At 72.1% G+C, this 23,629-nt stretch carries 16 protein-coding genes and 4 pseudogenes; 8 read left to right on the top strand and 12 right to left on the bottom strand.

What is annotated here, in order from left to right; all coding sequences use genetic code 11:
* Positions 1–307 precede the first annotated feature (307 nt).
* From ACH4ZA_RS39115 to ACH4ZA_RS39105, 3 genes are all read left to right on the top strand, one after another.
* A complete protein-coding gene (locus ACH4ZA_RS39115; RefSeq protein WP_398433777.1) occupies positions 308–481 on the top strand; it encodes a hypothetical protein in 174 nt (57 codons plus the stop codon).
* 205 nt (positions 482–686) lie between these two features.
* Positions 687–1,022, top strand: coding sequence for an aminotransferase class III-fold pyridoxal phosphate-dependent enzyme (locus ACH4ZA_RS39110; protein ID WP_398433776.1), 336 nt, complete (start codon positions 687–689; stop codon positions 1,020–1,022).
* Between the two features lie 5 nt (positions 1,023–1,027).
* A complete protein-coding gene (locus tag ACH4ZA_RS39105) occupies positions 1,028–2,506 on the top strand; it encodes an NAD-dependent succinate-semialdehyde dehydrogenase (RefSeq protein WP_398433780.1) in 1,479 nt (492 codons plus the stop codon).
* 405 nt (positions 2,507–2,911) lie between these two features.
* Here the strand turns inward: ACH4ZA_RS39105 and ACH4ZA_RS39100 are convergent.
* Positions 2,912–3,064, bottom strand: a pseudogene (locus ACH4ZA_RS39100) (IS5/IS1182 family transposase); the annotation flags it as partial.
* A gap of 20 nt (positions 3,065–3,084) precedes the next feature.
* Complete coding sequence (locus tag ACH4ZA_RS39095) at positions 3,085–3,963, bottom strand: methyltransferase domain-containing protein (RefSeq protein ID WP_398433775.1); 879 nt, start codon at positions 3,961–3,963, stop codon at positions 3,085–3,087.
* A gap of 371 nt (positions 3,964–4,334) precedes the next feature.
* On the opposite strand from ACH4ZA_RS39095, the gene ACH4ZA_RS39090 reads away from it, so the two are divergent.
* Both ACH4ZA_RS39090 and ACH4ZA_RS39085 read left to right on the top strand, forming a co-directional pair.
* Complete coding sequence (locus ACH4ZA_RS39090) at positions 4,335–4,784, top strand: hypothetical protein (RefSeq protein WP_398433774.1); 450 nt, start codon at positions 4,335–4,337, stop codon at positions 4,782–4,784.
* 332 nt (positions 4,785–5,116) lie between these two features.
* Positions 5,117–6,847 carry a hypothetical protein gene (locus tag ACH4ZA_RS39085; RefSeq protein WP_398433773.1) on the top strand — a complete coding sequence of 577 codons (1,731 nt, stop codon included), beginning with the start codon at positions 5,117–5,119 and terminating at the stop codon, positions 6,845–6,847.
* Positions 6,848–6,938: 91 nt separating this feature from the next.
* Here the strand turns inward: ACH4ZA_RS39085 and ACH4ZA_RS39080 are convergent, their stop codons facing one another.
* A complete protein-coding gene (locus ACH4ZA_RS39080; protein WP_398433772.1) occupies positions 6,939–7,589 on the bottom strand; it encodes a cutinase family protein in 651 nt (216 codons plus the stop codon).
* 196 nt (positions 7,590–7,785) lie between these two features.
* On the bottom strand, positions 7,786–9,024 hold the full coding sequence (locus ACH4ZA_RS39075; RefSeq protein WP_398433779.1) for an IS701 family transposase: 1,239 nt from the start codon (positions 9,022–9,024) through the stop codon (positions 7,786–7,788).
* A 148-nt stretch (positions 9,025–9,172) separates the two neighbouring features.
* Between ACH4ZA_RS39075 and ACH4ZA_RS39070 the strand changes: the two genes are divergently transcribed.
* Positions 9,173–9,721 carry a hypothetical protein gene (locus tag ACH4ZA_RS39070; protein ID WP_398433771.1) on the top strand — a complete coding sequence of 183 codons (549 nt, stop codon included), beginning with the start codon at positions 9,173–9,175 and terminating at the stop codon, positions 9,719–9,721.
* A 198-nt stretch (positions 9,722–9,919) separates the two neighbouring features.
* Here ACH4ZA_RS39070 and ACH4ZA_RS39065 read toward each other — a convergent pair.
* The 6 genes and pseudogenes from ACH4ZA_RS39065 to ACH4ZA_RS39040 all read right to left on the bottom strand — a co-directional run bounded on the left by ACH4ZA_RS39065 (position 9,920) and on the right by ACH4ZA_RS39040 (position 21,084).
* A pseudogene (locus tag ACH4ZA_RS39065) lies at positions 9,920–11,283 on the bottom strand (IS1380 family transposase).
* 122 nt (positions 11,284–11,405) lie between these two features.
* Complete coding sequence (locus ACH4ZA_RS39060; protein WP_398433770.1) at positions 11,406–12,635, bottom strand: PucR family transcriptional regulator; 1,230 nt, start codon at positions 12,633–12,635, stop codon at positions 11,406–11,408.
* 122 nt (positions 12,636–12,757) lie between these two features.
* On the bottom strand, positions 12,758–13,714 hold the full coding sequence (locus ACH4ZA_RS39055; RefSeq protein ID WP_398433769.1) for an alpha/beta hydrolase: 957 nt from the start codon (positions 13,712–13,714) through the stop codon (positions 12,758–12,760).
* Positions 13,715–13,735: 21 nt separating this feature from the next.
* A complete protein-coding gene (locus tag ACH4ZA_RS39050; protein WP_398433768.1) occupies positions 13,736–17,725 on the bottom strand; it encodes an acyltransferase domain-containing protein in 3,990 nt (1,329 codons plus the stop codon).
* Positions 17,722–19,596: a fatty acyl-AMP ligase gene (locus ACH4ZA_RS39045; protein ID WP_398433767.1), complete on the bottom strand. Its 1,875-nt coding sequence runs from the start codon at positions 19,594–19,596 to the stop codon at positions 17,722–17,724. Before ACH4ZA_RS39045 ends, ACH4ZA_RS39050 begins: the two co-directional genes overlap by 4 nt.
* An 18-nt stretch (positions 19,597–19,614) precedes the next feature.
* Positions 19,615–21,084: an acyl-CoA carboxylase subunit beta gene (locus ACH4ZA_RS39040; RefSeq protein WP_398433778.1), complete on the bottom strand. Its 1,470-nt coding sequence runs from the start codon at positions 21,082–21,084 to the stop codon at positions 19,615–19,617.
* Between the two features lie 580 nt (positions 21,085–21,664).
* On the opposite strand from ACH4ZA_RS39040, the gene ACH4ZA_RS39035 reads away from it, so the two are divergent.
* On the top strand, positions 21,665–21,913 hold the full coding sequence (locus ACH4ZA_RS39035; RefSeq protein ID WP_398433766.1) for an SMP-30/gluconolactonase/LRE family protein: 249 nt from the start codon (positions 21,665–21,667) through the stop codon (positions 21,911–21,913).
* Positions 21,914–22,103: 190 nt separating this feature from the next.
* On the opposite strand, the gene ACH4ZA_RS39030 is transcribed toward ACH4ZA_RS39035, so the two are convergent.
* Positions 22,104–22,928, bottom strand: a complete 825-nt coding sequence (locus ACH4ZA_RS39030) for a hypothetical protein (RefSeq protein ID WP_398433765.1) — start codon at positions 22,926–22,928, stop codon at positions 22,104–22,106.
* A 74-nt stretch (positions 22,929–23,002) separates the two neighbouring features.
* On the opposite strand from ACH4ZA_RS39030, the pseudogene ACH4ZA_RS39025 reads away from it, so the two are divergent.
* A pseudogene (locus tag ACH4ZA_RS39025) lies at positions 23,003–23,503 on the top strand (IS5 family transposase); the annotation flags it as partial.
* A 9-nt stretch (positions 23,504–23,512) separates the two neighbouring features.
* Here the strand turns inward: ACH4ZA_RS39025 and ACH4ZA_RS39020 are convergent.
* Positions 23,513–23,629, bottom strand: a pseudogene (locus tag ACH4ZA_RS39020) (IS5/IS1182 family transposase); the annotation flags it as partial.

Genomic DNA, 23,629 nt, shown 5'->3' with positions numbered 1-23,629 from the left:
ATGGACGAAGGCATCGCCGTCGAACGCGGCGACGCACGCGAAGTCCTCGCCAACCCCCGCGAGAAACGCACCCAGGCCTTCCTCGAAAGAGTGCTGTAGGCAGGTCCTGGTCTTCAACACCCGCCAGTTCGACGTCGACCCGACCGGCACCGCCGTCCTCGTCGCTTTGGTGATCCTCGTCCTCGGCCTCGTGGCCCTGATGCACCGGCTCGGCTCCGGGAGGCGGGCTCCCTGCTGTCGGTCGAGAGCGCGACCGGGATCGCCACCCCGAGAGGGGAGTCCGTATGACCACCCAGCGCGTGCTCCCGTGGGACGCACCATCCAGCGATCACCAAAAGCAGTGCTCCTGCTCGCCGGCTTCTCCGGCCACGGCTTCAAACTCTCCCCGGCGTATGGAGACGTCGCTGCAGACCTGGCGCTGAACGGCAGCTCGTCCCAGCTCATCGACTTCATCTCGACCGCCGACCGTACCGCGGCCTGAGTGCGGCTGGCGGCACGAGGCCCTGAAGTCGTCGCCTACGACTGCTTCGCCCTCGGCCGTGACCCGCACTGCCGCAGGCGGTGAGACTCGGGTCTTCCTCAGCGGGCAGACCCACGACGGCTGCCAGGTGGCGCTCGTTCGGCACGCTTCCTCGTGGGACGGTTCGGTCTTCGGCGTGCGCCGGGACCCGCCTGAGTCGCCGGAGGTGGGGAAGTCAATCCTCGCCGACCTCCTCGAAGAGGACAAGCTGCTGTCCCGAGTGACCGAGGTGGAGCGGCTGCTCGCCCGTGAACTGAACCCTCTCACCGCCAGGGCGGCCGTGGTGGAGACGCGGGTGGCGGGCTTCCTGGGCGGCATCACGCTCTCGGACGACATCAGCGCCGAAGCGGCCACCGACGAACTGGTCGAACACGGTTTCATCACCCGGCCGCCGCGCGGCAACACCGTTCAGATCAGCCCTCCGTTCATCACCACCGACGACGAGCTCCGGCAGCTCGTGGCCGCCATCGACACCGTCCTCTCCGTACAGGAAGCCAAGTGACCACCATGCGCACCCTCCCCGACGCCGATCCGACCGCGCTCGCCGACTCCGACAAGGTCCTGACCAACCTCGACCTCGCCGTACCGGGCGTGAACCGCACCTTCGACGTCCACGATCCGGCCACCGGCCGGACGATCGCCCAGGTCCCCGACCTGGACGTGCGGCAGGCTCTCGATGCCGTGGCCCGGGCCGACGAAGCCGGCCGCTCCTGGGCCGCCACCACCGCCCGGCACCGCGCTGACGTCCTGCGCACCTGGTACGACCTGATCCTCAGCAACGCCGAGATGATCGCCCTGCTCATCACCCGCGAGATGGGCAAGCCGCTCGCCGAGGCACACGCCGAAGTCACTTACGGCGCCGACTTCGTCCGCTGGTACGCCGAGGAAGCGGTACGCCCCGCCGGAAACCTCCGCGACGCTCCCACCGGCGGAGCCCGGCTGTTCACCCGGCGCGCACCGGTGGGGCTGTCGGTTCTCATCACCCCATGGAACTTCCCCCTCGCCATGGCCACCCGCAAGATCGCCCCGGCATTGGCCGCCGGCTGCCCCGTCGTCATCAAACCCGCCCCGAACACCCCCCTGACTACCATCTTCGCGGCCCGACTCGCCATCGCGGCCGGTGTCCCCGAAGACCTCGTGCAGGTCGTCACCACCACGGACGCCCCCGCCTTCAGCACCGCCGTCCTGACCGACCCGCGGGTGCGCAAGGTGTCCTTCACCGGTTCCACCGGGGTCGGCAAGGTGCTTCTGCGTCTCGCCGCGGACAACGTGCTCAAGAGTTCCATGGAACTGGGTGGCAACGCCCCGCTGCTGGTCTTCGACGACGCAGACCTGGAGCGGGCTGTCGACGGGGCGTTCGCCGCCAAGATGCGCAACGGCGGACAATCCTGCATCGCCGCCAACCGCATCTTCGTCCAGGACGGCATTGCCGACGCCTTCGTCGACGCGCTCACCGAGCGGCTGGCCGCCTTGCGGGTCGGCCACGGGCTCGCCCCCGGCGTCGGCCTCGGCCCCGTCATCGACAACGCAGCCGTGACCAGACTCACCGGCCTGGTCGAGGACGCCACCCGCCGCGGCGCACACCTGCTCACCGGCGGCTCCGCTCCCAGCCACCCCGGCACGTTCTTCGAGCCGACGCTCCTGGACCACGTGCCGGCTGACGCCGACCTGGCCCGCACCGAGATCTTCGGACCCGTCGCCGCCGTGCAGCGCTTCTCCCACCAGGACGAGGCAGTCGCCCGCGCCAACGACACCGAGCACGGCCTGGCGGGCTACGTCTTCACCGAGAACCTCGACCGCGCCTTCAACGTCGCCGACCAACTGGCCACCGGCCTGGTCGGCATCAACCAGGGCGTCCCGTCGAACGCGGCCGCACCGTTCGGCGGGGTCAAGCAGTCCGGCCTCGGACGGGAGGGAAGCAGCGAGGGACTCGAGGAGTACGAGGAGGTCCGCTACTACAACCTCGCCTTGCGGCCGACCAGTTGACAGGAACTTGGCGGCCCGCCGCGACACCCTGCCGGGGTCGCCTCCACAAGGCACGTCGACCGACTGGCCTGCAGGGTCAGACTCCCGTCCGTCCCACAACTGTCGGCCACTCGCCGGACTGGCTGGTTATCCGGACGTTCTGCGCAGGCGCGTTTGTGCAGTTCACGGGTGCGTATCGGGTCTCAGCATCCGTAGCTTCGGTCGACGTCGCCGGCGGCCCGGTCAACCAGCTCCAGCCGAGCGGCTGCGACACCGCCAGAGGAATTCTGGCACCAGGAGGATCACACCCGCAATCTGAAGCGCGGCCCGCACGGCGCACGCTGTCCCTGAACGGCCGGGGGCGGGGGCGGGGGAGCGGTTCGCCTCGCTGTGCGGCCGTCCGTGAGGGGTGAGCTGGTTGACGTTCCATTCTGTCTGCCGAGGGCCGACTGTTTCACGGGGCGTTTCTGTGCAGGGGATCTCGGTGGGGTAGCGGTGGATGGTCCCTTCGATGATGCGGCGGTGATCGGTGAAGGGACGTCCTGCCTTCGCCGTGTTGTGGGGAAGGCAGGACGTCAGCCGAGCTCACTGTTCCTCAGTCAGCAGGCGCGTGCGCCTGCTCGTGGTCGCCGGGGCTGGTAGGCGGTGGCCAGCACGGAGACGGTGACTTGGTCGGGCAGGCAGCCGTCACCGGTGAGGTTTGCATGGTTTACATGGCGGGCGCTCGGCGTCATCGCCACCAGGTCCAGGGCGTGCTGCCTGGACAGAACGGCGGAGTATTCCACCTCTTCGGTGACGGCGGCCTCGAAGTAGGGGTCCAGCGCCTGGTGCAGGCGCTGTTCCTTGGTCGGGTCGATCGTGATCATCGCAGGCAGCCGGTCGCGCAGCTCGGCCAGGTGCCGCCCGGTGGGACGGACCACGATCAACCGGCCGGTCGGGGACAGCGCGCGGTGGAACTCGGCCGGGTTGCGTGGGGCGAACACGTTCAGCACGACATCGGCCACCTTGTCGGCCAGGGGGAAGGGGCGGAAGACGTCCCAGGCCACCGCGGCGGCTCGGTCGTGGGCTCGGGCTGCCGAGCGCAGCGCGCGCACCGACGTGTCCAGACCCAGACCACGGGCGTCGGGCAGTCGGTCGAGTACGCCGGCCAGGTAGTAGCCCGTGCCGCACCCCACGTCCACGATCGTGGCCTGCTCGGGCGCGGTATCGATCGCCAGGCGGGTCCCGACGTTGCGGATGGGCGCGTAGACGCCGGTGGACAGGAACCGGTTCCGGGCCTGAACCATGGCCGTGTCGTCGCCGCTTGTGGCGCGGGTGCCCGTCAGCAGGCGGGCGTAGCCGTGGCGGGCGATGTCGAAGGTGTGGCCCACCGGGCAGCGCAGTGCTCCGCGGGCGGGGTACAGATGGGGCGTGCGGCACGTCGGGCAGCACATCAGGTCGAGGGACCGTTCGAGGGCAGGGGGAAGCGGCACGGGCACGAGGCACTCCTGGCAAGGGCGAAGGGAAGGGACTGTGCCTGCACGCGCGTAGAGAGCGTCACTGCCTCAGGAAGGAACGGGCAGTGTCGGGACGGTCGTTCACGCAGCAGGCACGCGAAGGAGGGCCGACGCCGTCCGGCATCGCCCTCAGCGCCTTCCGGTCACAGGAAGCAGCAGTGCGGGGTGCTCATGAATGCCACGTCATTGAGTGTACGAGCATCGGCGAAGCCTCTGACGCCCCAACGGAGTTACGAAGGCGCCGTCGTCGGGCTCGCCGGCACACCTCGTCGCCAATCCGCCCGCCCTTGCCTGCGTCAGTCGCTTGAGGAATTTGGTTGCGGTGGATCAGGCGGATGCGACGATACTCCGGCATGAGTAGAGACGCCGAGGTAATCGTGCTCGCCCGCTGGTCGGACGAGGTGATGGAACCGCTGACCCAGGACGACCCGGAACGCACGTGGCGAGGTCGCTTCGTCCCGATAGCGGGGCACTGGGGCTACGAGTTCGGGTGGGCCCTGGAGTTCGAGAAAATGAGTGCCCGCAAGGGCCTGCTCAAACACCTGGAGTCGCTGCCGTGGCCGCGTCCGCATACGGTGCAGGTTCTGCTTCGCGACCAGGACGACGACTGCTTCGGGCTATGGATGTTCCAGGAGGGCCGGCTGGTGGAAGTCACCATTCCGCGCACCGAGCGTTTCCACCAGCCGGCACCGCCCGATGAGGACTTCGAACCCGACCCGGGCATGCTGCTGCGCACCGACCAAGACACGGCCCTGCCCGAGCAGACCCCCGAAGCACGCCGCGACACCCGCTCACCCTGGTAGACCGAGTTCGACAGCTCTTCGTGGGACGTCAGGGCTGTCGACGCGCGCCCACTCAGCGAACTGCGCCACCATTACCCAGGTGCCCATAAGCTCTGAACGAGGCGTTCACTGCGGACGGAGCCATAGGCGGATCGCGGCCACGGTGACCGTCCCGTGGATGACGTACGCACGTTTGCCGAAGCGCGTGGCGACAATCGCTAGAACCTAAGCACGCGGGGGGCCTCTCGCCGTCCGGAGCGCGTTCGTCCGGCTCTGACAAAAGCACCGGCGGGCGCTGCGCACTTGTGAGCACCGTAGGGCCGCCCGGCCCGTGCGGCCCTACGGTCCCGGCTATGAACACGAGTCCCAGCACGGGAAGAACCGCGAAAGCCCTGTGCGGCGCCGCGCTTGCGGTGCTGCTGACCGCAGGCGCGCTCACCGCCGCCGCCCCGGCCGCTCAGGGCGAGTCCACGAGGACCGAGACGCCCGTGGCGTCGACGGGTCCGGTCACCGGGGTGACCGAGACGGCGGTCCGGCTGAAGGCGCCGTTGCCGGCCTCCTTCGGCGCCCGCCCGGCGGCGTGCGACTGGCTGTCGTACCTGCGCTACCGCTCCGCCGACGGTCCCGCGGCCTCGGCCGAAGCCGACCGCGTCCTCGTCGCCCAACCGGGCATCCTGGAGGGCGCCGGAGCCTTCGACAGCGTCGCCCGCAACACCGTGGCGCGCGCCGCCGAGCAGGGCCTGCACATCGAGTTCTGGGCCCTGGACCGGCGCTCCAACTGCTTGGAGGACCACATCGGCATCGACTCCGGCGACCAGCACGCGGCCGTCGACTACTATTACCGGGGCAGACAGGTCGGCGGGCACGCCTTCGCCGGGTTCGTCGGCAACGAGCGGCTGGGCTGGATGGCGAGGCTCGGCGTCGAGCAGACCGTCCGCGACCAGTACACCCTGCTCACCGCCGAACTGCCCGACCAGCGGGTACGGGAGCGCAAGGTGCTGTGCGGCGGCCACTCCCTCGGCGGGGTCGTCACCGGGTACTTCGCCACGGGTGACTTTGACGGCGACCGCGCCACCACCGCCGACGCCGGCTACCGGCAGTGCGCCGGCTACTTCGCCCTCGACACCACCGTGTCCACCTCGCTCGGCGACCTCAGCGGCAGCATCCCGGACGACACGAACCTGCCCGACGTCGGCCTCGGCTACGGCGTCGTCCAGGCCGGGCTCGACAGCGGAGTGCTGCCGCGCTCGCTCTCCGCGCCGGTCCTGCTCAACCCCGAGACCATGACGCTGCTGGCCATCGCCGGTCTCGGCGCCGTGCGGGACCCGGGCGGCGAGGCCGACCTGCCGTCCTATCTGCCCTCCGGCCTCAACATCGAGGCCACCAACCGCTTCCTGTTCTCCAAGGACGCCGCCGCCTTCCTCACCGGCACGCCCGCGGTGAAGGACTTCCGGCTGACCAACGCCGCCGTGCTCGGGGCGCTGATGGACGACAACTCCGTGCCGCTGGCTTTCCTGCAGAGCAGCGTCGGCTTCTTCGACGGCGGGCCGGTCGTCGACAAGAGCTTCCCCGTCGCCAACGGCGGCGAACAGCAGCCGGGGCTGTTCGGCACCGCCTACAAGGCCATCCCGGACCGGCCGCACGGGCCGCTGTACACCTGGCGCGACTACGACCGGGTCGGCGATCCCGACGACCCGGGCCGCCGGTCCGCCGACGGGACGCCGTTCACCGGCGCCGACAAGGAGGTCACCGCTCTCGGGGAGCTGGCCCGCAGCCTCGGCGAGCAGCCGCTGGACTTCACCGAGCAGTACTTCCCGACGAAGCTCGTCACCGATCTCGAACTGGCCGAATCCCCGCAGGTGAAGCGGCTCGTCGTGCACCCGGGGGGGCTCACCGCGAAGCCGACCCTCACCGTGCTCGCGGGCGACGGCCTGCTGGCCGGCCGCATCCCGGCCGACCTGCACCCGCTGGTCGCCGACGGCTACCAGCACCTCGACGTGCTGACCGCGGCGCCGGTGCAGAACAACGGTCGGCCCGAGCCCGTCTCCACCGGTCTCACCGCGTTCGCACGCGATCCCCGCTAGCGGCACCCGCGCGGCGGAAGGGCCCGGGAGGATCTTCTCCCGGGCCCTTCCGCCGCGCCGGATCGAGGCTCGGCCCTGCGCGGGGCGGGACTCAGACCCGGCCCGCCGCGAAGACGGCCGCCGTGTCGGCGTTCGCCGTGTAGCCGAGGTGCGCCAGCACGTCGTCGCCGCCGTTTTCGCAGATGGGGTCGCCGTGGGCGCAGAAGTCGACGGTGCGGCCCTGGTAGACGCCGGTGACGCTCTTGCCGAGGGCCCGGATGGGGTTGCCGAACAGCAACACCGCCGCCACCCGCGGTTCGAGAGCGGCGGGGATCGTGGCGACGATGGGGCTGCCGACCACCGCGCCGGCACTGCTGACGCCGAGGGAGTTGTCGACGACGTTCGCGCCCTGCGAATAGCCGACGAGGACGAACCGCTGGTTCGGGCAGGCGGCTGCCTGGCTTCTGACGTGGTTCACCACATCCGCGTTGCCCTGTGCGGCCGAGGTGAGGGAAAGGTCCGCCGGATAGTTCACCTTGTAGCTGGAGAGGCTTTTACCCGTCAGTTTCCGCTGCAGGGCGGAATAGACCGGGTCGCCGACGATCAGGCCGAGCGTGCCCGGTTCGAAGGTGCCGCGAGCGGCCACGACGTCGATGTCAGAGCAGGTGGCGGTCGATGCGGCCGATGCGGTGGATGCGGTGAGGCCGGCCGCGGCGACCCCGCCGAGCAGGGAGAGCGCGGCCAGGCAGGAGCGAATACGCATGGGGATCCTTTGCGGGTGGGGCGCGATCGAGCGCCTGGGGGAAAGGACGTCCCGAACGTATTCGCTGTGCCCGTTCAGTTGTTATGGACGGGAATTCAGAAACTCCCCGTTTTTTGTTGCCGATATGAGCGGAAGGAAAGTCGCACGAGGTCCGGCCGCCGCGGACATCACCTCGTACTCCAGCTGTAGATAGCGATCACGCTCTGCTCGCGGCTTGACGGCTGTAGTGGCTGGCCCGGGAACGGGCTTGATGACGCCGTCGCCAGTGGGACCAGCGGAGCCAGTGGTCTGTCTCGTGAACAGGCCGGCCAACCAGGGTGATGAAGAGTCTCTGGATTTCGTTGCAGGTCAACGGAATCAGGTCATCGGGGCTGGGGCGGAGACGGTGCTCGTCGGCGCGGACGACGGCCAGGAAGGCGTGGGCGAGCATGGCGAGGGTGACCCAGCGGGACCAGGACGTGTAGCGGCGGAGCTGGTGCTCGTCCAGTCCGGCCAGACCCTTTCCCGACTGGAACGTCTCCTCGACCCTCCACCTGGATCCCGCGACCCGCACCACGACGGTCAGGGGTACCGGCTCGGGTGAGTAACAGCGGTAGTAGGCGAGTTCGCCGGTGGTGCGGTTGCGGCGGATCAGCAGGTGGCGGTGGCCTGGCGCGGTGCTGGGCAGGTCGATGTGGGCCCAGTCGTAGAAGCGGTGTCCTTTGGCTCCGGCTCCGGCGGACAGCTTCTGCCAGGCCCGCTTGGGGATCTTCTTGGCCAGGATGTCCGCGCGGAACTTCCCGGCCCCGGTGGTGACCTCGTGGGTGCGGGCGACCGCGAGCACGTATCCGGTAGCGCGGTCTTCCAGGGCGGCGCGCAGTGTGGGGTTGCCGCCGTAGACCTCGTCCCCTGCCACCCAGGGTGTCTGGTGGCCGGAGTCCAGGAATCGCATGATCATGCGGGCGGCCAATTCGGGCTTGGTGGCGAACGCGGTGTCCGGGGCGAGTCCGGCGGCCCGGCAGCGGCCGGGTTGGTCGGTCCACGAGCGCGGGATGTACAGCTCGCGGTCCAGTGCGGCATGTCCGCGCCGACCTGCGTAGGCGAGGTAGACGGCGACTTGGGCGTTTTCGATTCTGCCCGCGGTGCCGGTGTACTGGCGCTGGACGCCGACGGTGTGGCTGCCCTTCTTCACGTCGCCGGTCTCGTCGACCACGAGCACCGCCTGGGCGTCGTGCAGGTGCTCAACCACGGAGTCGCGCAGGTCGTCGCGGACTGCGTCGGCGTCCCACTTGGCGCGGCTCAGCAGGTGCTGCATGGCGTCGGGAGTGGCCTCGCCGGCCCATTCGGCGATGGTCCAGCAGTTCTTCCGAGGCAGGTCCGCAAGCAGTCCCAGGACCAGGTGCCGTATTCGCCGTCGGGGTTCGACCCGGCCGAACCTGCCCGCGATGCGGTCCATCAGCCCCTCGAAGGCTTCCTGCCAGGGGGCAGCGTCTACGCTGTGACCTGCGGCCGCCGCGTGATCGTTTGTCTTCACACACCGATGATCAACGGTGGCCGTACCTGCCAGTGCCAGCCGGGCGGTACGGCTCGTCGAAGGAGACGCAGTGCTGGGATTGCTGGGCTTCTACGACGAACTCGACACCCCCTCTGGCCAGCCGAACGGATCGATCCGAGACGCCGTCCGGTCCGTCGGCGAGCCGGACGAGGCGGACCTGGTGGCCTACCTGGACGCCGGTCACGTCCTGATCGACGTCATGGAAGCGGGCCACGACGTCATCACCGGCAGCACCCACCGACACTCTCCGGGATGCTCGTCACTGGTGACCGACGGCACCTGGTTGTGGCGCCAGGACTTCCCGCACTACCTGGAAACGCACCATGTTTCGCTGCCCCAGACGTTCCTCGAACACGTCCGCAGCCTGAACCACCGGATGCCCACCATCGCCGTCGCGCAGTTCGCTCCGCACTACGACGAGACCATGCCCCTGGTCGGCTGGGCCTCGGCTGTCCCGTGGCGATCGACGGCGACCACGCTCGTACCTGAACCCCGAGCAGTGAGCAGCAAAGCCCAGTTCGACGCGGCGATGCTGGCCCATGACCGGAACCGGCCGCAAGGCAGCTGGGGCAAGCGGCGTAAGCCACGAAAAGCGTAGGCACCATCAGCTCAAGCGATCTACAGCTGGAGTACTAGCCTCGAAGTTTCGTGACGGTCCGCCGACGGAGTCGGTGGTCCGTTTTCGTGCTGTGGGCTGAAGCTGTGTATGCCGAAGACCCGAGTGTCGTCTCGGGGTGGCGCCGGGTTCCACTGCTGCGGTGTCGGGCTGTTGTCGTAGGGACGGGAAGGCTGCTGGTCAGCCGGGGTTCGGCAGGAGTGCGAGCCGGTCGAGGGCTGTGGTGATGTGGCTGGTCCAGGGCCAGTGCCGGGCCAGGCGGAGGATTCGCCGACGGCCGGTGGTCACGAGCTGTCCGGCCGCGGTGAACAGGCGGAGCCGTAGTCGGCGGGGCTCCCAGAGCCTGGCCCTGCCGGTCAGGGCGAGCATCGGCATCCAGGCCAGCAGGTCGAGAGCGATCTGCACGATCTCCAGCCAGATCCGGTTCTGGGTCGTGCGGTGCAGGGGCAGGTTGCGCAGGCGGGTGGTCCGGGCGGCGCGGATGCGGTCCTCGGCCCGGGCCCGCAGCCGGTGACGGAGCTCGAGCTCAGCGATCGGCCGGCCGACGGTGTTGGTGGCGAAGCAGGCAGCCGCATGCCGTCCGCGTCCGTGAGCCGCAACTGGGCTCCGGGGTGCGGCCGTTCCTTCCTGACGATCAGCCGCATGCCCTTGGGCCAGCCGTCCAGAACGTCGCCGGCGAGTTCAGCGACCCAGGCGCCGTCGCGGATCGCGCCGTCCGCCTCGACGGCCGCCGTCCAGGCCGATGCCGGAACCTTCAGCACATGCTGGTGGACCTGCTCGGTGATCACCATGCCGACCGAGTAGGACAGCCACCGTCCCCGCCGGGCGAGCCAGGCGACGAAGTCGTGGGTGCCGCCCGCGGAGTCGGTGCGGATCAGGGTCCGGCGCCCGCGCCGGTACTTCTTCGGCAGCTGGGCCAGGGCCAGTTGGGCGGTGGTGATGTGGTCGGTGGCCGTGTTCGATCCCGCGTTGCCCGGTCTGAGCAGGGCCACGACCGGTTCACCCGTGCCGCCGCTTCCGTGGTCGACGAACCCCATCAGCGGGTGGTGGCCCCAGGTTCGCTTCCACGTGGGTGCGGCGTCCTCCTTGTCCGAGTGCGCGATCACCAGCACCCCGTCGAGGTCCACGGTCACCGTCCCGCCCGCATCAGGCGCTTCCCGGTCGGCCAACCGCCACACATGTCGGCGGACTTCAGCCCGCGCGGCACGGATGGCCCGCAGGGCTTTCTCTCCGGAGACTGCGAGGGTGTCGACGAGGCGGGAGACCGTCGGGTCGGAGGCCACCGGCCCGAACACGGCCGGCTCGGCCCGCAGCATGGCGACATCCGCGAGGCAGTCCCCGCCCAGCGCGAGGTCCAGGAGGATCTTGCCCGGATCGTGCACCGCCCGAGCCTTCCGCCACGGCGTCAGCGCCGCTGACGTCGCGGTGTCCAGGCCGGCCTTGCGGACGGTCTCGACCAGCAGCACGCCCCCGGCCTGCGAGACCACCGTCCGGCCGCCGCCCTCGATGCGGACACGCGGGTAGGACCCGATACGCTTCTTCACCTGGAGAGTGCTTCTTTCCGTGCAGCCGACAGGACCCTAGACAAGTCCCATCGTTGCAGCTCAGGAGCACTCTCCACTAATTTGATCAAGCTTCGGACACCCCGCCTCGTGAAAGCGCGAGGCTAGGTGGCGCAGTCGCGGGGCGCCCGCAGCTCCTCGGCGCGCAGCGCCAGGATGAGGTCCAGCCGGGTGGCGGGCTCGTGCAGCGCGTCGCCGAACAACTTCTCCAGCTGGCGCAGCCGGTAGCGGACCGTCTGCGGGTGCACGTGTAGCCGGGCGGCGACGTCGGGCACGTTGCTGCCGCTGAGCAGCCAGGCCAGCAGCGTCTCCGCGAGCCGTGGGCGCTGTCCCTCGGACACCGCGTCGAGCGGCGCGAGGGCCCGCGACTCCAGGTGGGCGAGCAGCGGCTCGTCGCCGTGCAGCAGCAGGGTCGACAGATGGTCGGCGCACCGCACCACGCCCTGCCGGGGCAGCACCCCACGGCCCATCAGCCCCAGCGCCCGGGTGGCCCAGTGCAGCGACCGGGCGGCCTCGGCGAGCGGGACCGTGGGGCCGATCGCCGCCGGCCGGCCGCGCAGCGCGAGGCCGAACGCCCGCCCACCGAAGCGGCCGGAGCCGTCCGGGTCGGGCACCAGCATCCGCGGCGGCCGGGACTCCATGTCCACCAGCATCCCGGCGGCCGCCAGCGGCCGCTCCTCCTCGCGCTGCTCCGGCCCGGTCGCCAGCGCGACGACCGCGGCATACGGCGGCACCGACCACCGGGCGCCGTGCGCCAGGTTCTGCACCGCCTCCGGGGACACCGGGCCGTCGCCGAGCAGCAGGCCCAGCAGCCGTCTGCGCCGGCGCTCCAGCTCGTCCGTACTGCGCAGCCGGGCCTCCGCGTAACCGGCGGCGGCCGCCTCCGCCACCTCGTGGACGGTCCGGAACGCCAGCTCGCCCAGGGCCGCCACCACCGTGGAGTCCAGCCCGAGCTCCTCGGCGGTGCGGCCCATCTCCCGCCAGGCCCGCAGTCCTCCGACGCGCAGCGCGGACTGCAGCGCGTCCAGGCTGCGACCCTCCAGGGCTTCGCCACGGCCGAGTTCGTAGTAGGTCGCCGCGATCGCGTCACCCCGTCCGCGCGGGTCGGCGATGTGGTCCACGAAGAGCGTGAGGGCTTGGACGACACCGGCCCTTAGGCGCGCGCGATACGTCCCGTCGGCCGGCCGGGCGTACTCCGGGACCTGGCTGCGGACCTCCTCCTCCACCTCGTCGGCGACGGACTCGAGGCCGTCGCGCAGCAGTCTGGCCAGTTCGGGTGGCACAGGGGAGACTCCGAGGCCCTGCGGCACACCGTGCGGGGTGGGGGAAGCCACGGCGGACACTCCTTTCACCCGGAGGCGGCTCACCCTCGGGCCGTCGCCCGTGGGACGAGGGGGCAGTCCCGTGTTGGACGCATGCCCCCTGCGCTCCGTTCCGTGCCCCGGCGCCGCGGGCGTCACTCCGGCACCCCCAGCGCACGGGCGAGCATCGGCCATGACGCGGTGAACTCCCGCTTCCAGTAGGTCCAGCTGTGTCCTCCTCCCGCGTAGTAGTGGGCGGTGACCGGGATGCCGAGCAGCGCGAGCGTGTCGGTGAAGGCGTGGGCGGAGGGCCACAGGGCGCTCTCCAGCGCCTCGGGCAGCCAGTCGCCGCTGCCGCCCGCCACCCCGCTGCCGTTGGACACGTACAGGCTCGTGCCGCGCAGCCCGGCCGCCCGGGCGCGCGGGTTGAAGTCGCGCCAGGTGAGGAGGTTCAGCAGCGGATTGCCCCACAGAGCGGGGGGCAGCAGGTTCTCGCGGGCGACGATGGCGTCCACGATCGGCGGCACGCCGGGCGCGGTGGTGTCGAGGATGCCGCTGTAGGAGGCCGCCGCCGCGTACCGGCCGGGATGGCGTGCGGCGTGCGCCATCGCGCCGTAGCCGCCGGTGGAGACCCCGGCGACCGCCCGCACGCCGGAGGCCCGGTAGCTCCGGGCGAGCAGCGCCGGAACCTCCTCGACCTGGAAGGTCTCGTAGTCGGGACCGCTGCGCCAGTCGGTGGGAATGCCGGTGGGGCCCGCGTCCGGGATCGCCACGATCAGCTCCCGGCCCGCGGTGAAGGACTCGATGTCCGTCTCCCGGGTCCACGAGGTGTAGTCGTCGTGGGCGCCGTGCAGCAGGTACAGGACGGGATAGGAGCGGTCGGGCCGGGCGTCGAAGTCCGACGGCAGGATCAGCCGCAGCGGCGCGCTGCGGCCGAGGGCGGCGGACGCCACGGACACGTCCAGGGTGCGCGGTCCGATCCGGGTCACGGCCCGGGCGGTGGCGGCCCGGGCGGTGGCGGTTCCAGCGCCGAACATCGCGGTCAGGCCGACGGCCGTCGCCGCTCTGGCGACGGCGCGTCGGGACACTCCGGTGGTGGGGTGGGGGGACATGGCGGCTCCTCGTCGTCCGGTTCAGCGGCTGTGCTCGGCGAGCGCGCGCCGCAGATGGGCGGCGAGCTCGTCGACGTGCGGGGGGTCGAGCAGCGACAGATGGTGGCCCTCGACCGCTACGACCGTCAGGCGCGGGCAGACCTCGTCCCAGCCCAGGGCCTCGTCGTCGCGTTCGTAGGCGGGGTCGCGCACGGTGTGCGGGGCGGGCTCGGCGGCCCGGTACAGCACCACCGGTCCCTCGTAGGTCCCGGGCCGGTGGGCCTCGCCGATCCTGAGGTCCAGGTAGGAGGAGCGCTGGTGCTCCAGGGCGGCGGCCGGCAGATCGGCGGCCTCGCGCAGGGCGCGCAGCACGACGTCGATGCGCTCGCCGTCGTCGTCCGTCGCGACGAGCTCGTCGTAGGGCAGCTCCAGCCGGACCCCGTAGGCGTCGGCGACGTGCCGGGCGAAGCCGGTGAAGTGGGCGCGGATCCGGTCCGCCGGGGTCACACCGGGCAGTGGGAGCGGGCGGACGGAGTCGAGGAGGGCCACCAGCTCCACCTCCCGGCCGGCGGCGGTCAGCTGTCGTGCGGTCTCCTGGGCGAGGAAGCCGCCGAAGGACCAACCGCCCAGCGCACACGGCCCGTCGGGGTGGAGCGAGGTGATCGCCTCGGCGTACCGGCGCGCCTTCTCCGTCACCGTGCGGGCCTGTTCGACGCGTTCGAGCCCGTACACGGTCCGGTCGTCCCCGAGCCGGTCGACGAGCGCCCGGTAGACGTCGCTCGTGCCGCCGGCGGCGTGCGGCAGGAACAGCGGAGCCCGGTCGCCGCCGGCGTGCAGGACGCGCAGCGGGGAGTCCGGCTCCCCGGCGGGCAGTGTCCGCCGGATGCGGTCGGCCAGCCCCTCGACCGTGCCGGCGCCGAGCAGGGCGCGCAGCGGCAGTGCGATCCCGAACTCGCCTTCGAGGGCGGTGCGGATGCGGACGGCCATCAGGGAGTCCAGGCCCAGGTCGGTCAGGGCGGCGGTGGGTGCGACACGGGCCGCCGGGTGGCCGGTGACCGCGGCGATGCGGTGGCGTACGCGGCCGGTGAGGGAGGCGTCCTCGGTGGCGGTCGTCTCCGCGGCCGGGACGGGCGCCGTCGCCGGACGGCCGTCCGTCCACCAGTGCCGTCGGCGCCGCCAGCGCGGTGCGGGCAGGTCGATGACGCGGCCGGGCGGCAGCGGCAGGCGTCCGCCGGCCGCGTACAGCGCCCCCACCCCGGTCAGGAACGCGGCGAAGTCGTCGGCGTCGCGGCGCAGGGTGCCCAGCACGAGCGCGCCGGGCGCGTTGCCGGCGACGGCCGCGGTCAGCACCGGGTGGGGCGAGATCTCGACGAAGGCGGTGTGGCCGTCGGCCGCGGCGGCAGCGACCGCCCGGTCCAGGCGAACGGGGCGCCGCAGGTTCGCCGCCCAGTGCGCGGCGTCGAACGCTCCCTCGCCGCGCGGGTCGTCCAGGACGGTGGAGTACACCGGGACATGCGGCCGCCCGCCCCGGACGTCGGCCAGCGCCTCGGTCAACTCCGGCAGCAGCGGATCGACCTGGGGGGAGTGCCCGGCGCCGGCGACGCGCAGGGCGCGGGCGGCCCGCCCCTGCCCCCGCAGCGCCTCCACCAGTTCGGCGACCGCCTCCTGCGCGCCGGTGACGACTTTCTGACCGGGCGCCGAGTGCACGGCGACCTGCACCCCGGGGAACTCCGCGGCCAGGGCGTCGAGTTCGCCGTCGTCGAGGTCGACGACGGCCATCGCCCCGCCGCGCAGCCCGCCGAGCAGCCGGGCCCGCACGGCGACCACCCGGGCCCCGTCCGACGCGTCCAGCGCGCCCGCGCACACCGCGGCGGCCACTTCGCCCAGCGAGTGCCCGATGACGGCGGCGGGCTCGACTCCCTGGGCGCGCCACAGCTCCGCGAGCGCCAACTGCGTTCCGAACAGCACGGGTTGGGCGATCTCCACCCGCTCCAGACCGGCGCCGGAGGCCAGCCTCTCGCACAGGGAGAAACCGCAGTGCGGGGCCAGCAGGACGTCGAGCTTCTCCACGGCCGCGGCGAAGACCGGCTCCTCGGCCAGCAGCCGGCGTCCCATGCCGGCCCATTGGCTGCCGTACCCGGAGAAGACCCACACCGGCCCGCGCCCGACCAGGGAGCGCTCGTCGGCGACGACCCGGGGATGGGGCCGGTCCTGCGCCAACGCGTCCAGCGCATCGAGGAGTTCCTCCCGGTCGCGGGCGGCGACGGCGACCCGCGTCCGGCCGCGTCCGGTCCGCCCGGCGAGGGTGCGCGCCACGTCCGCCGGGTGCGCCGCGCCCCCCTCGGGCGTGCGCAGCCACTCGGCCAGCCGGGCCGCGGTGTCCCGGACGCGGGCGGCGTCGACGTCGGAGAGGAGATGCAGACGCGCGGCCGGTTCCCCGTCGGGAGGCCGCCACAGGACGGCGGGTCGCCGCTCCTCCAGCACCGCATGGGCGTTGGTGCCGCCGAAACCGAACCCCGAGACCCCGGCGGTGGCCGTCCCGCCGTAGCGCGGCCACGGCTCCGGCTCGGCCACCACCCGCAGCCGTCCGTCGTCCAGAGCGCTGCCCCGCGCACAGTGCAGGGACGGCGGAACGAGGTCGTGGTGCAGCGCGAGCACCGTTTTCACCAGCCCGGCGATTCCGGCGGCGGACTCCAGATGACCGAGGTTGCCCTTGACGGAGCCGAGCAGCAGCGGCTGGTCGGCGTCGCGGCCCGCGCCGAGCACCGCGCCGAGCGCACCGGCTTCGATCGGGTCGCCCAGCGGGGTGCCGGTGCCGTGCGCCTCGACGGCGTCGATGTGCCCCGGATCGAGCCCGGCTCGCGCGTACGCCGTCTCCAACAGGGCGCGCTGGGCTGCGGGGTTGGGCGCCAGGAGACCGCCCGAGCGGCCGTCGGAGTTGACGGCGGTGGCACGGATGACGGCGAGGACGCGGTCGCCGTCCCGTTCGGCGTCGGACAGCCGCTTCAGCAGCACGGCCGCGCAGCCCTCGCCGCGGCCGATGCCGTCGGCCACCGCGGAGAACGGCTTGCAGCGCCCGTCCGGCGCGAGGGCGCCCGCCCGCCGGAACGCGACGGTGACGGCGGGGGAGAGCAGCACGTTGACCCCGGCGGCGATCGCCGTGTCGACCTCGCCCGTGCGCAGACTGACGCACGCCTGGTGCACGGCGACCAGTGACGACGAGCAGGCGGTGTCGACGGCCGTGCTCGGTCCCCGGGTGTCCAGCACGTACGCCACCCGCCCGGCCGTCACGCTCAACGCGCCGCCGGCCGGCGCCCAGGGGTCCACCGCGGCCGGGTCGGCGCCGGTCAGCGAGCCGTACTCCGGCGCGGAGACGCCCACGAAGACGCCGGTCGCCGTGCCGGCGAGGGACGCGGCCGGGACGGACGCGTGGTCGAGGGTCTCGTGGACGACCTCCAGCAGGATCCGCTGCTGCGGGTCCATCACGGCCGCCTCGCGCGGGGTGATGTGGAAGAAGTCCGCGTCGAACCCGGCGATGTCGTCGAGGTAGCCGCCGTGCGGCGGCGCTTCGGCGGGCGGGTAGGCGGTGAAGTCCCGCCAGCGGTCCTCGGGCACCCGCCGGATCGCGTCCACGCCCCCGGTCAGCAGCCGCCAGTAGTCCCCGGGCCCGTGCACGCCCCCGGGCAGCCGGCAGCCCACCCCGATGACCGCGACGGGCTCGCCGGACGGCCCCGGCGTCGCGGCCGGGGGAGCGGCTCGGGGAATCTCCCGGAGAGAGGCATGCGCGGCCGGGCCGCCGCACAGGTGCGCCACCAGGGCGTCGCCGGTGGGCGCCTCCCACAGCAGCGTCGCCGGCAGTTCGCGCCCGGTGGCACGGGAGAGCTCCCCGGCCAGGACCACCGCGTCCCGCGAGGACATGCCGAGATCCGCGAGCGGCCGGTCCATCGGGACGTCCGCGGCGGCCGTGCCCTGCCAGGAGGCCGCCCGGCGGGCGATCAGCCTGCGCAGCGCCCCCTCGTCGACGGCGCTCATCCGGCCTCCCCCGTCCCCGTCCCCGTCTCCGCACCCGTCCCTGTCGCGTACGCGCCCGCCAGATACCGCTCACGGGCCAGCGTCCGCGACACCTTGCCGCTGGACGTCCGGGGCACGGCGCCCGGCGGCACGAGCACGACGTCGGCGAGCCGCAGCCCGTGCCGGGCGGACACCGCCGCCCGTACCGTGCGCACCAGGGCCGGCACGTCGATCCCGGCGGGGTCCGTGGTCCGTGCGTGCTCCGCCACGACGGCCGCACGTTCCCCTTCGGGGCCCGGCACGGCGAACGCGGCGAGCCGGTCGCGCCGCACGGCCGAGTGCGCCTCCTGGACGGTGGCCTCCACGTCCTGCGGATAGTGGTTGCGGCCGTCGACGACGATGAGGTCCTTCAGCCGACCGGTGACGATCAACTGACCGTCCAGCACCGTCCCGAGATCACCGCTGCGCAGCCAGCCGCCCGGGTCGCGTGCGTCGACCGCCGGGTACGCCGCCCGGTCGGCCCCCGGGCTGGTCTTGTCGCCGGGCCCGGTTCCGGTCGCCGTCGCGGGTCGGGTGTCGGACGGCGGGTCGGTGAGTTCCGCGTCGAAGACACGTCGCGTCAGTCGGTCCTGGTCGCGGTAGCCGCGGCCGACGTTGGGGCCGCGCACCCAGATCTCGCCGACCTCGCCCTCCGGCAGGGCGGTGCGCGACGCCGGATCGACGATGCGGACCTGTTGCCCGGCGGGGGCGCCGCAGCCGGCCAGCAGCACGGCCGCGGGATCGTCGGGCCGCGCCGGCAGGGCCTTCCCGGCGGCCAGGGCGTCGCGGTCGAGCGCGAACCGGCGCAGCGGCTCCCAGGGCCGGGCGGCGCTGACGAACACGGTGGCCTCGGCGAGCCCGTACGACGGGCAGTGGGTCTCCGGCACGAGTCCCCGGTTGGCGAAGGCGGCCTGGAAGGCGTCGGCCGTCCCGGGCCGCACCGGTTCGCTGCCGTTGATCAGCGCGGTGATCCGGTCCAGCCGCAGCTCCGCCTTCTGACCCTCGGTGACGGCCGAGGCGCAGTAGTCGTAGGCGAAGTTGGGCGCGGCGCTCACTGCGTGCGGGTGCGCGGAGAGCAGCCGCAGCCAGCGCGCGGGCTCGTGCAGGAACGCCGCCGGGTCCATGAGCACCGACAGCGCCCCTCGCGAGACCGGGGCGCCGACGCTCAGCACGAGCCCCATGTCGTGGTACAGCGGCAGCCACCCCACGCAGGTCATCGGAGCGCCGTCGGCGACGTAGGCGGTCAGCGCCTGGTGGGCGTTGGCGACGACGTTGGCGTGCGTGATCTCCACGCCCGCCGGGGTCCGGGTCGAGCCGGAGGTGTACTGCAGATAGGCAACGGCCGTGTCGTCGAGCGCGACCGCCCGCCGGTCGCCTGCGGCGGCGTCGGGCACCAGGTCGGAGGCGACGACCTTCACCGCGCCGGCCGCGCAGAACTCCCGCACCTCGTCGAGGACGCCGCTCGTCGTGACGACGACCGCCGGACGCGCGTCGGCGAGGACGGCCGCGAGCCGGTCGCCGTGCCCGGGCAGCCCCGGCGGATAAAGGGGTACGGCGACCATGCGGGCGGCGAGCGCCGCGAGGAACGCGGTGACGTACTGCGAGCCCTGCGGGCACAGCAGCGCGACCCGCGCTCCGGGCTCGGCCTCCTCGGCGAGCCGTGCGGCCAGGGCACGCATCCGAAGGTCCAGGCGGCGCCAGGTCAGGGTGCGGTGGACGCCCCGCGGGTGCGCGGCGGGGTGGTCGACGAAGGTGAACGCCCGGCGGTCGGGGGTGGTCTCGGCCCAGTGCCGCACGTACTCCGGCAGGCTCCGGCAGGCGGGCGCGAGCGGGGGGCGGGGGGTGTCCGTCACGGATGGCTCCTCACACGGTCAGAGCGGTATGTTGCCGTGCCGGCGCTCCGGCATCGGGGCGCGCTTGCCGCGCAGCGCGCGCAGGGCGCGGCAGACGTGGGCGCGGGTGTCGCGCGGGGCGATGACGGCGTCGACGTATCCGCGCTCGGCCGCGAGATAGGGGGTGCCGTGGGTGCTCTCGTACCCGGCGACGAGACGGGCGCGCAACGCGTCGGGGTCGTCGGCGGCGGCGAGCTCACGCCGGTGCAGGACGCCGACGGCCCCCTCGGCGCCCATGACCGCGATCCGGGCCGTGGGCCAGGCGAGGTTGATGTCCGCGCCCAGGTGTTTGGAGCCCATCACCGCGTATCCGCCGCCGTAGGCCTTGCGCACCACGACGGTGACCTTGGGGACGGTCGCCTCGGCGTAGGCGTACAGCAGTTTGGCGCCGCGCCGGATGATTCCGCCCTGCTCCTGGCGCACCCCGGAGAGATAGCCGGGGACGTCGGCGAAGGTCAGCAGCGGGATGCCGAACGCGTCGCAGAACCGCACGAAGCGTGCGGCCTTCTCGGAGGCGTCGATGTCGAGGACCCCGGCCGCGTGCAGCGGCTGGTTGGCGACGACGCCGACCGGAGCGCCCTCCACGAGGGCCAGGGCGCAGACGATGTTGGGTGCGAACAGCTCCTGGATCTCCAGCAGTTCGCCGTTGTCGACGACCGACCGCAGCACCTCGCGCATGTCGTATGCCTCGGCGAGCCGGTCCGGCACGATCTCGTCGAGCGGCGTGCCGTCGCCCGCGGCGGCCGGCGCGTATCGCGGCGGCGGCTCCAGGTTGTTGGCGGGCAGGTACGACAGCAGGTCGCGTACGGTGTCGAGGGCGTCCATCTCGTCGGCGGCGAGGAAGTGGGCGTTGCCGTTGACGGTGTTGCTGGTGCGGGCGCCGCCCAGTTCCTCGGCGCCGGTGCGTTCGCCGGTGACCGCCTCGATGACGTCGGGCCCGGTGACGAACATGTGCGAGGCGCCGTCCACCATCACGGTGAAGTCGGTGATGGCCGGTGAGTACGCGGCCCCGCCGGCGCACGGCCCGAGCACGACCGAGATCTGCGGGATGACCCCGGACGCCTTGACGTTGCGGCGCACCAGCTCGGCGTAGAGGGCGAGCGAGGCGACTCCCTCCTGGATGCGGGCGCCGCCGCCGTCGTTGAGCCCGACGACCGGACAGCCGGTCTTCAGCGCGAGGTCCATCAGGGCGACCGTCTTCTCGCCGAACGCTTCCCCCATGCTGCCGCCGAACACCGTGGGGTCCTGGGCGAACACGCAGACCGGACGCCCGTCGACCGTGCCGTAGCCGGTGACCACGCCGTCGCCGTAGGGCCGTCGGGCGCCGTCCCCGGTGGGCCGGCCTCTGACGAACAGGCCGGTCTCGGTGAACGAGCCCACGTCCAGCAGCAGGTGGATCCGCTCGCGTGCGCCGTGCTCGCCGCGTCTGCGCGGTCCGCCCGGAGCCATCGCCCGGGCCTGTCGGCTCTTCAGGCCGGTGAGACGTTCGGCGGTGCCGTCGGGCACGCGCGTCGCCGTCTCCCGCCCCCGGGATGTCGTCGCCTCTGGCGTCACAGCCACCTCCGAAAGTGGCTTCGAATATGGCAGCGGCCAGGGGGAGGACCGAACGGATCGGCGCTTCGTGTGCGCAAGATGAGTCTCCCGGGCAGCCGGTTCGTCCCTGGATGACAACAGCAGAAAGGGGTGGTGAAGGAGCCAGGGGCGCGCTGCCCACCCTGTGCGCTTGTCGAGGTCGACCTTGTGCGCTCTCTGCGGGGTTCGTAAGAGTGGGCGGCCGCCGGTCATCCTTCCGGCCCGCCGCGGTCTGCGCGACCCTCCCGGACCGACTCCCCCACAGGAGGACGCGAGTTGAAGCACCGACGGATATCCGGGCGACGGGCGGGCGTGGCGGGCGCGGCTGTCGCCGCGCTCCTCGCGGCGGGAGTCACCTTCCGGACCGCGAACGCCGACAAGCCGGCGAACAGCTTGCGGCCCGCCGTCCCCTCGGCCCTCACGGCCGGAAAGCTGGCCTCGACCCTGAGCGCGGGCGATGTGGGGCGCCGGCGCGGTCCGCCGCTACCACCCGGACGGACGTCTGCTCAACATCCTGACGGTGCCCGCCCCTCACCCCACGTCGGTGTGCCTGAACCCCGTCGACAACCGTCTCTACGTCACCACAGCCCGCTACGGGGTGAACAATCCGACAGCCGCCTCGGGCGCGGTGCTGAGCGTTCCCGTGCCGGCCCGAGGGGCGGCGGCCTGCTCCTGGAGCGGGCCGCGTTCGGCAACCACCGCCTGACTGCGACGGGCCCTGCCGCGAGTACCTGCGACGCCGGGGCGTCCGCCACACGATCCCGGAGAAGGCCGACAGCCAGTCCGCCGGCCTTCGCAAGTGCTCACGCGGAGGAAGACCACCCGGCTTGGACTAGGACCGCCAGAAGAAGCGCAACACCGTGGAAGGGGCTGCGAACTTCTTCACCGGGCACGTCCTAGCCGGGCGTGAGGCGCCAGTATCCATACGGGTTGTAGAAGAAGTCGTCCTCCTCGTAGCGCTCACACTCCATCCGGTTCATGATCCAGCGCGGTGAGTCCAGAGACAGACGGAATCCCTCGCCGTCCCGGACCCCGCGTGTCGGCTGCTCGGTCAGCAGGTAGTACCTTGCGGTGTCCATGGTCGTCATCCACTCAGCCCACTGCTCCGGAGCCGCAGCGGGCCCGGGCGCGAGTTCGATGTCGGCCGCGCCCAGAAGATGCATGCCGCAGCTGTAGAACACATCCTCGTCGATCAGGGCCGGCACCACCCACGCGTGATCGAGGGCGCCTGCCAGGTCGTAGTCGTTCTCGGCTGTCGCCGCCCGGTCCGCGAGGGTCAGCCACCGCTCGCGACCGCAGGCCACCCCGCTGGATTCGTTCTTCACCGCGGTGGCGCCGTGGGCCAGCAGAGCGGCGGTGACGGCCAGGGCCTGCCGGGACACCTCCACGGCACTGGACTGGGAGATCGGCGGCGACAGCACATACGCAACCGAGTCATGCGCGTCCACCGCGGCCCAGTCGTCATCGCCGAACTCGTCGTCGCGGGTGGGCCGGCGGGCATCCAGCGAGGCGCCGAAAGCCTCACGCATCCGGGGGTCCGGATACTGCTGCAACTCATCGACTATGAAGTCCCCCGCGCCGGACGCCTCGACCGCCCGGTTGAGTACATCGAGATCCAGGCCCACTCCGACCGCGCAGAGCACATGCCTCGGCATCACACCTGACCCGGGGACCACGAAGCGGGAATCGTTCGTGACAGTTTCTTGCGACACCTTGTTCACTGCCGCATCATCGCAGGCATCCGCTGCTGTCTGGCAGGAACAACGGGCAGGACGCTGAAGCCGATCCCGTGAGGGAGGAACGACGACGCGTCCTGCGTCGCCGAAAGCTCCGCCTGAAGGCTGCCCTTTCGGGACGCTCGCGAGGCGGGCAGACCAGCAAGGTCCGCCTCGCTGCCGACCGCAAGTGCCGCCCGCTTGCGTTCGTCCTGACCGCCGGGAAGGCGGCCGACAGTCCACAGTTCATCCCGGTACTGAAGAAGATCCGGGTCCGTGGGCCGGTCGGCCGCTCTCGCACCAGACCCGACGCCGTCGCGGGGACAAGGCCTACTCGCCCTGCGGAAACCGCGTCCACCTGCGCAAACGCGGCATCAATCCTGTCACGCCGGAGAAGATGGACCAGGCCGCCGACCGGAAGAAGAAGGGCTCCCGAGGCTGCCGACCCGTCGGTCACGACGCCGACCTCCACAAGGAGAGGAACACTGTCGAGCGCCTGATCACAAAGCTCAAGGCCTGGGCGAGGCATCGCCACCAGGTACGACAAGACCCCGGACAGCTACCTCGCCGGTCTCTTCTTAGACGGTGTCCTATGTGGTGAGGCGGACCAGTCGCTTGTAGCAGCACAGGGTTGCAGCGAGGCCGAGAAAGGCCAGGTAGTTGCGGGACTGGCGCTCGTAACGGGGGCTGAGCCGGCGGTAACCGGA

The organism is Streptomyces sp. NPDC020597 (assembly GCF_044335095.1).
In the GTDB taxonomy this organism is placed as follows: Bacteria; Actinomycetota; Actinomycetes; order Streptomycetales; family Streptomycetaceae; genus Streptomyces.
Note: the sequence above shows the minus strand (reverse complement) of the source record. Positions and strands in the feature narration are given on the sequence as shown.

Bases quoted from the DNA above. Each gene is read 5' to 3' on its own strand.
- ACH4ZA_RS39105 (WP_398433780.1), top strand. From the start codon at position 1,028: ATGCGCACCCTCCCCGACGCCGATCCGACCGCGCTCGCCGACTCCGAC.
- ACH4ZA_RS39090 (WP_398433774.1), top strand. From the start codon at position 4,335: ATGAGTAGAGACGCCGAGGTAATCGTGCTCGCCCGCTGGTCGGACGAG.
- ACH4ZA_RS39085 (WP_398433773.1), top strand. From the start codon at position 5,117: ATGAACACGAGTCCCAGCACGGGAAGAACCGCGAAAGCCCTGTGCGGC.
- ACH4ZA_RS39080 (WP_398433772.1), bottom strand. From the start codon at position 7,589: ATGCGTATTCGCTCCTGCCTGGCCGCGCTCTCCCTGCTCGGCGGGGTC.
- ACH4ZA_RS39075 (WP_398433779.1), bottom strand. From the start codon at position 9,024: ATGGACCGCATCGCGGGCAGGTTCGGCCGGGTCGAACCCCGACGGCGA.
- ACH4ZA_RS39055 (WP_398433769.1), bottom strand. From the start codon at position 13,714: ATGTCCCCCCACCCCACCACCGGAGTGTCCCGACGCGCCGTCGCCAGA.
- ACH4ZA_RS39050 (WP_398433768.1), bottom strand. From the start codon at position 17,725: ATGAGCGCCGTCGACGAGGGGGCGCTGCGCAGGCTGATCGCCCGCCGG.
- ACH4ZA_RS39040 (WP_398433778.1), bottom strand. From the start codon at position 21,084: ATGGCTCCGGGCGGACCGCGCAGACGCGGCGAGCACGGCGCACGCGAG.
- ACH4ZA_RS39035 (WP_398433766.1), top strand. From the start codon at position 21,665: ATGTGGGGCGCCGGCGCGGTCCGCCGCTACCACCCGGACGGACGTCTG.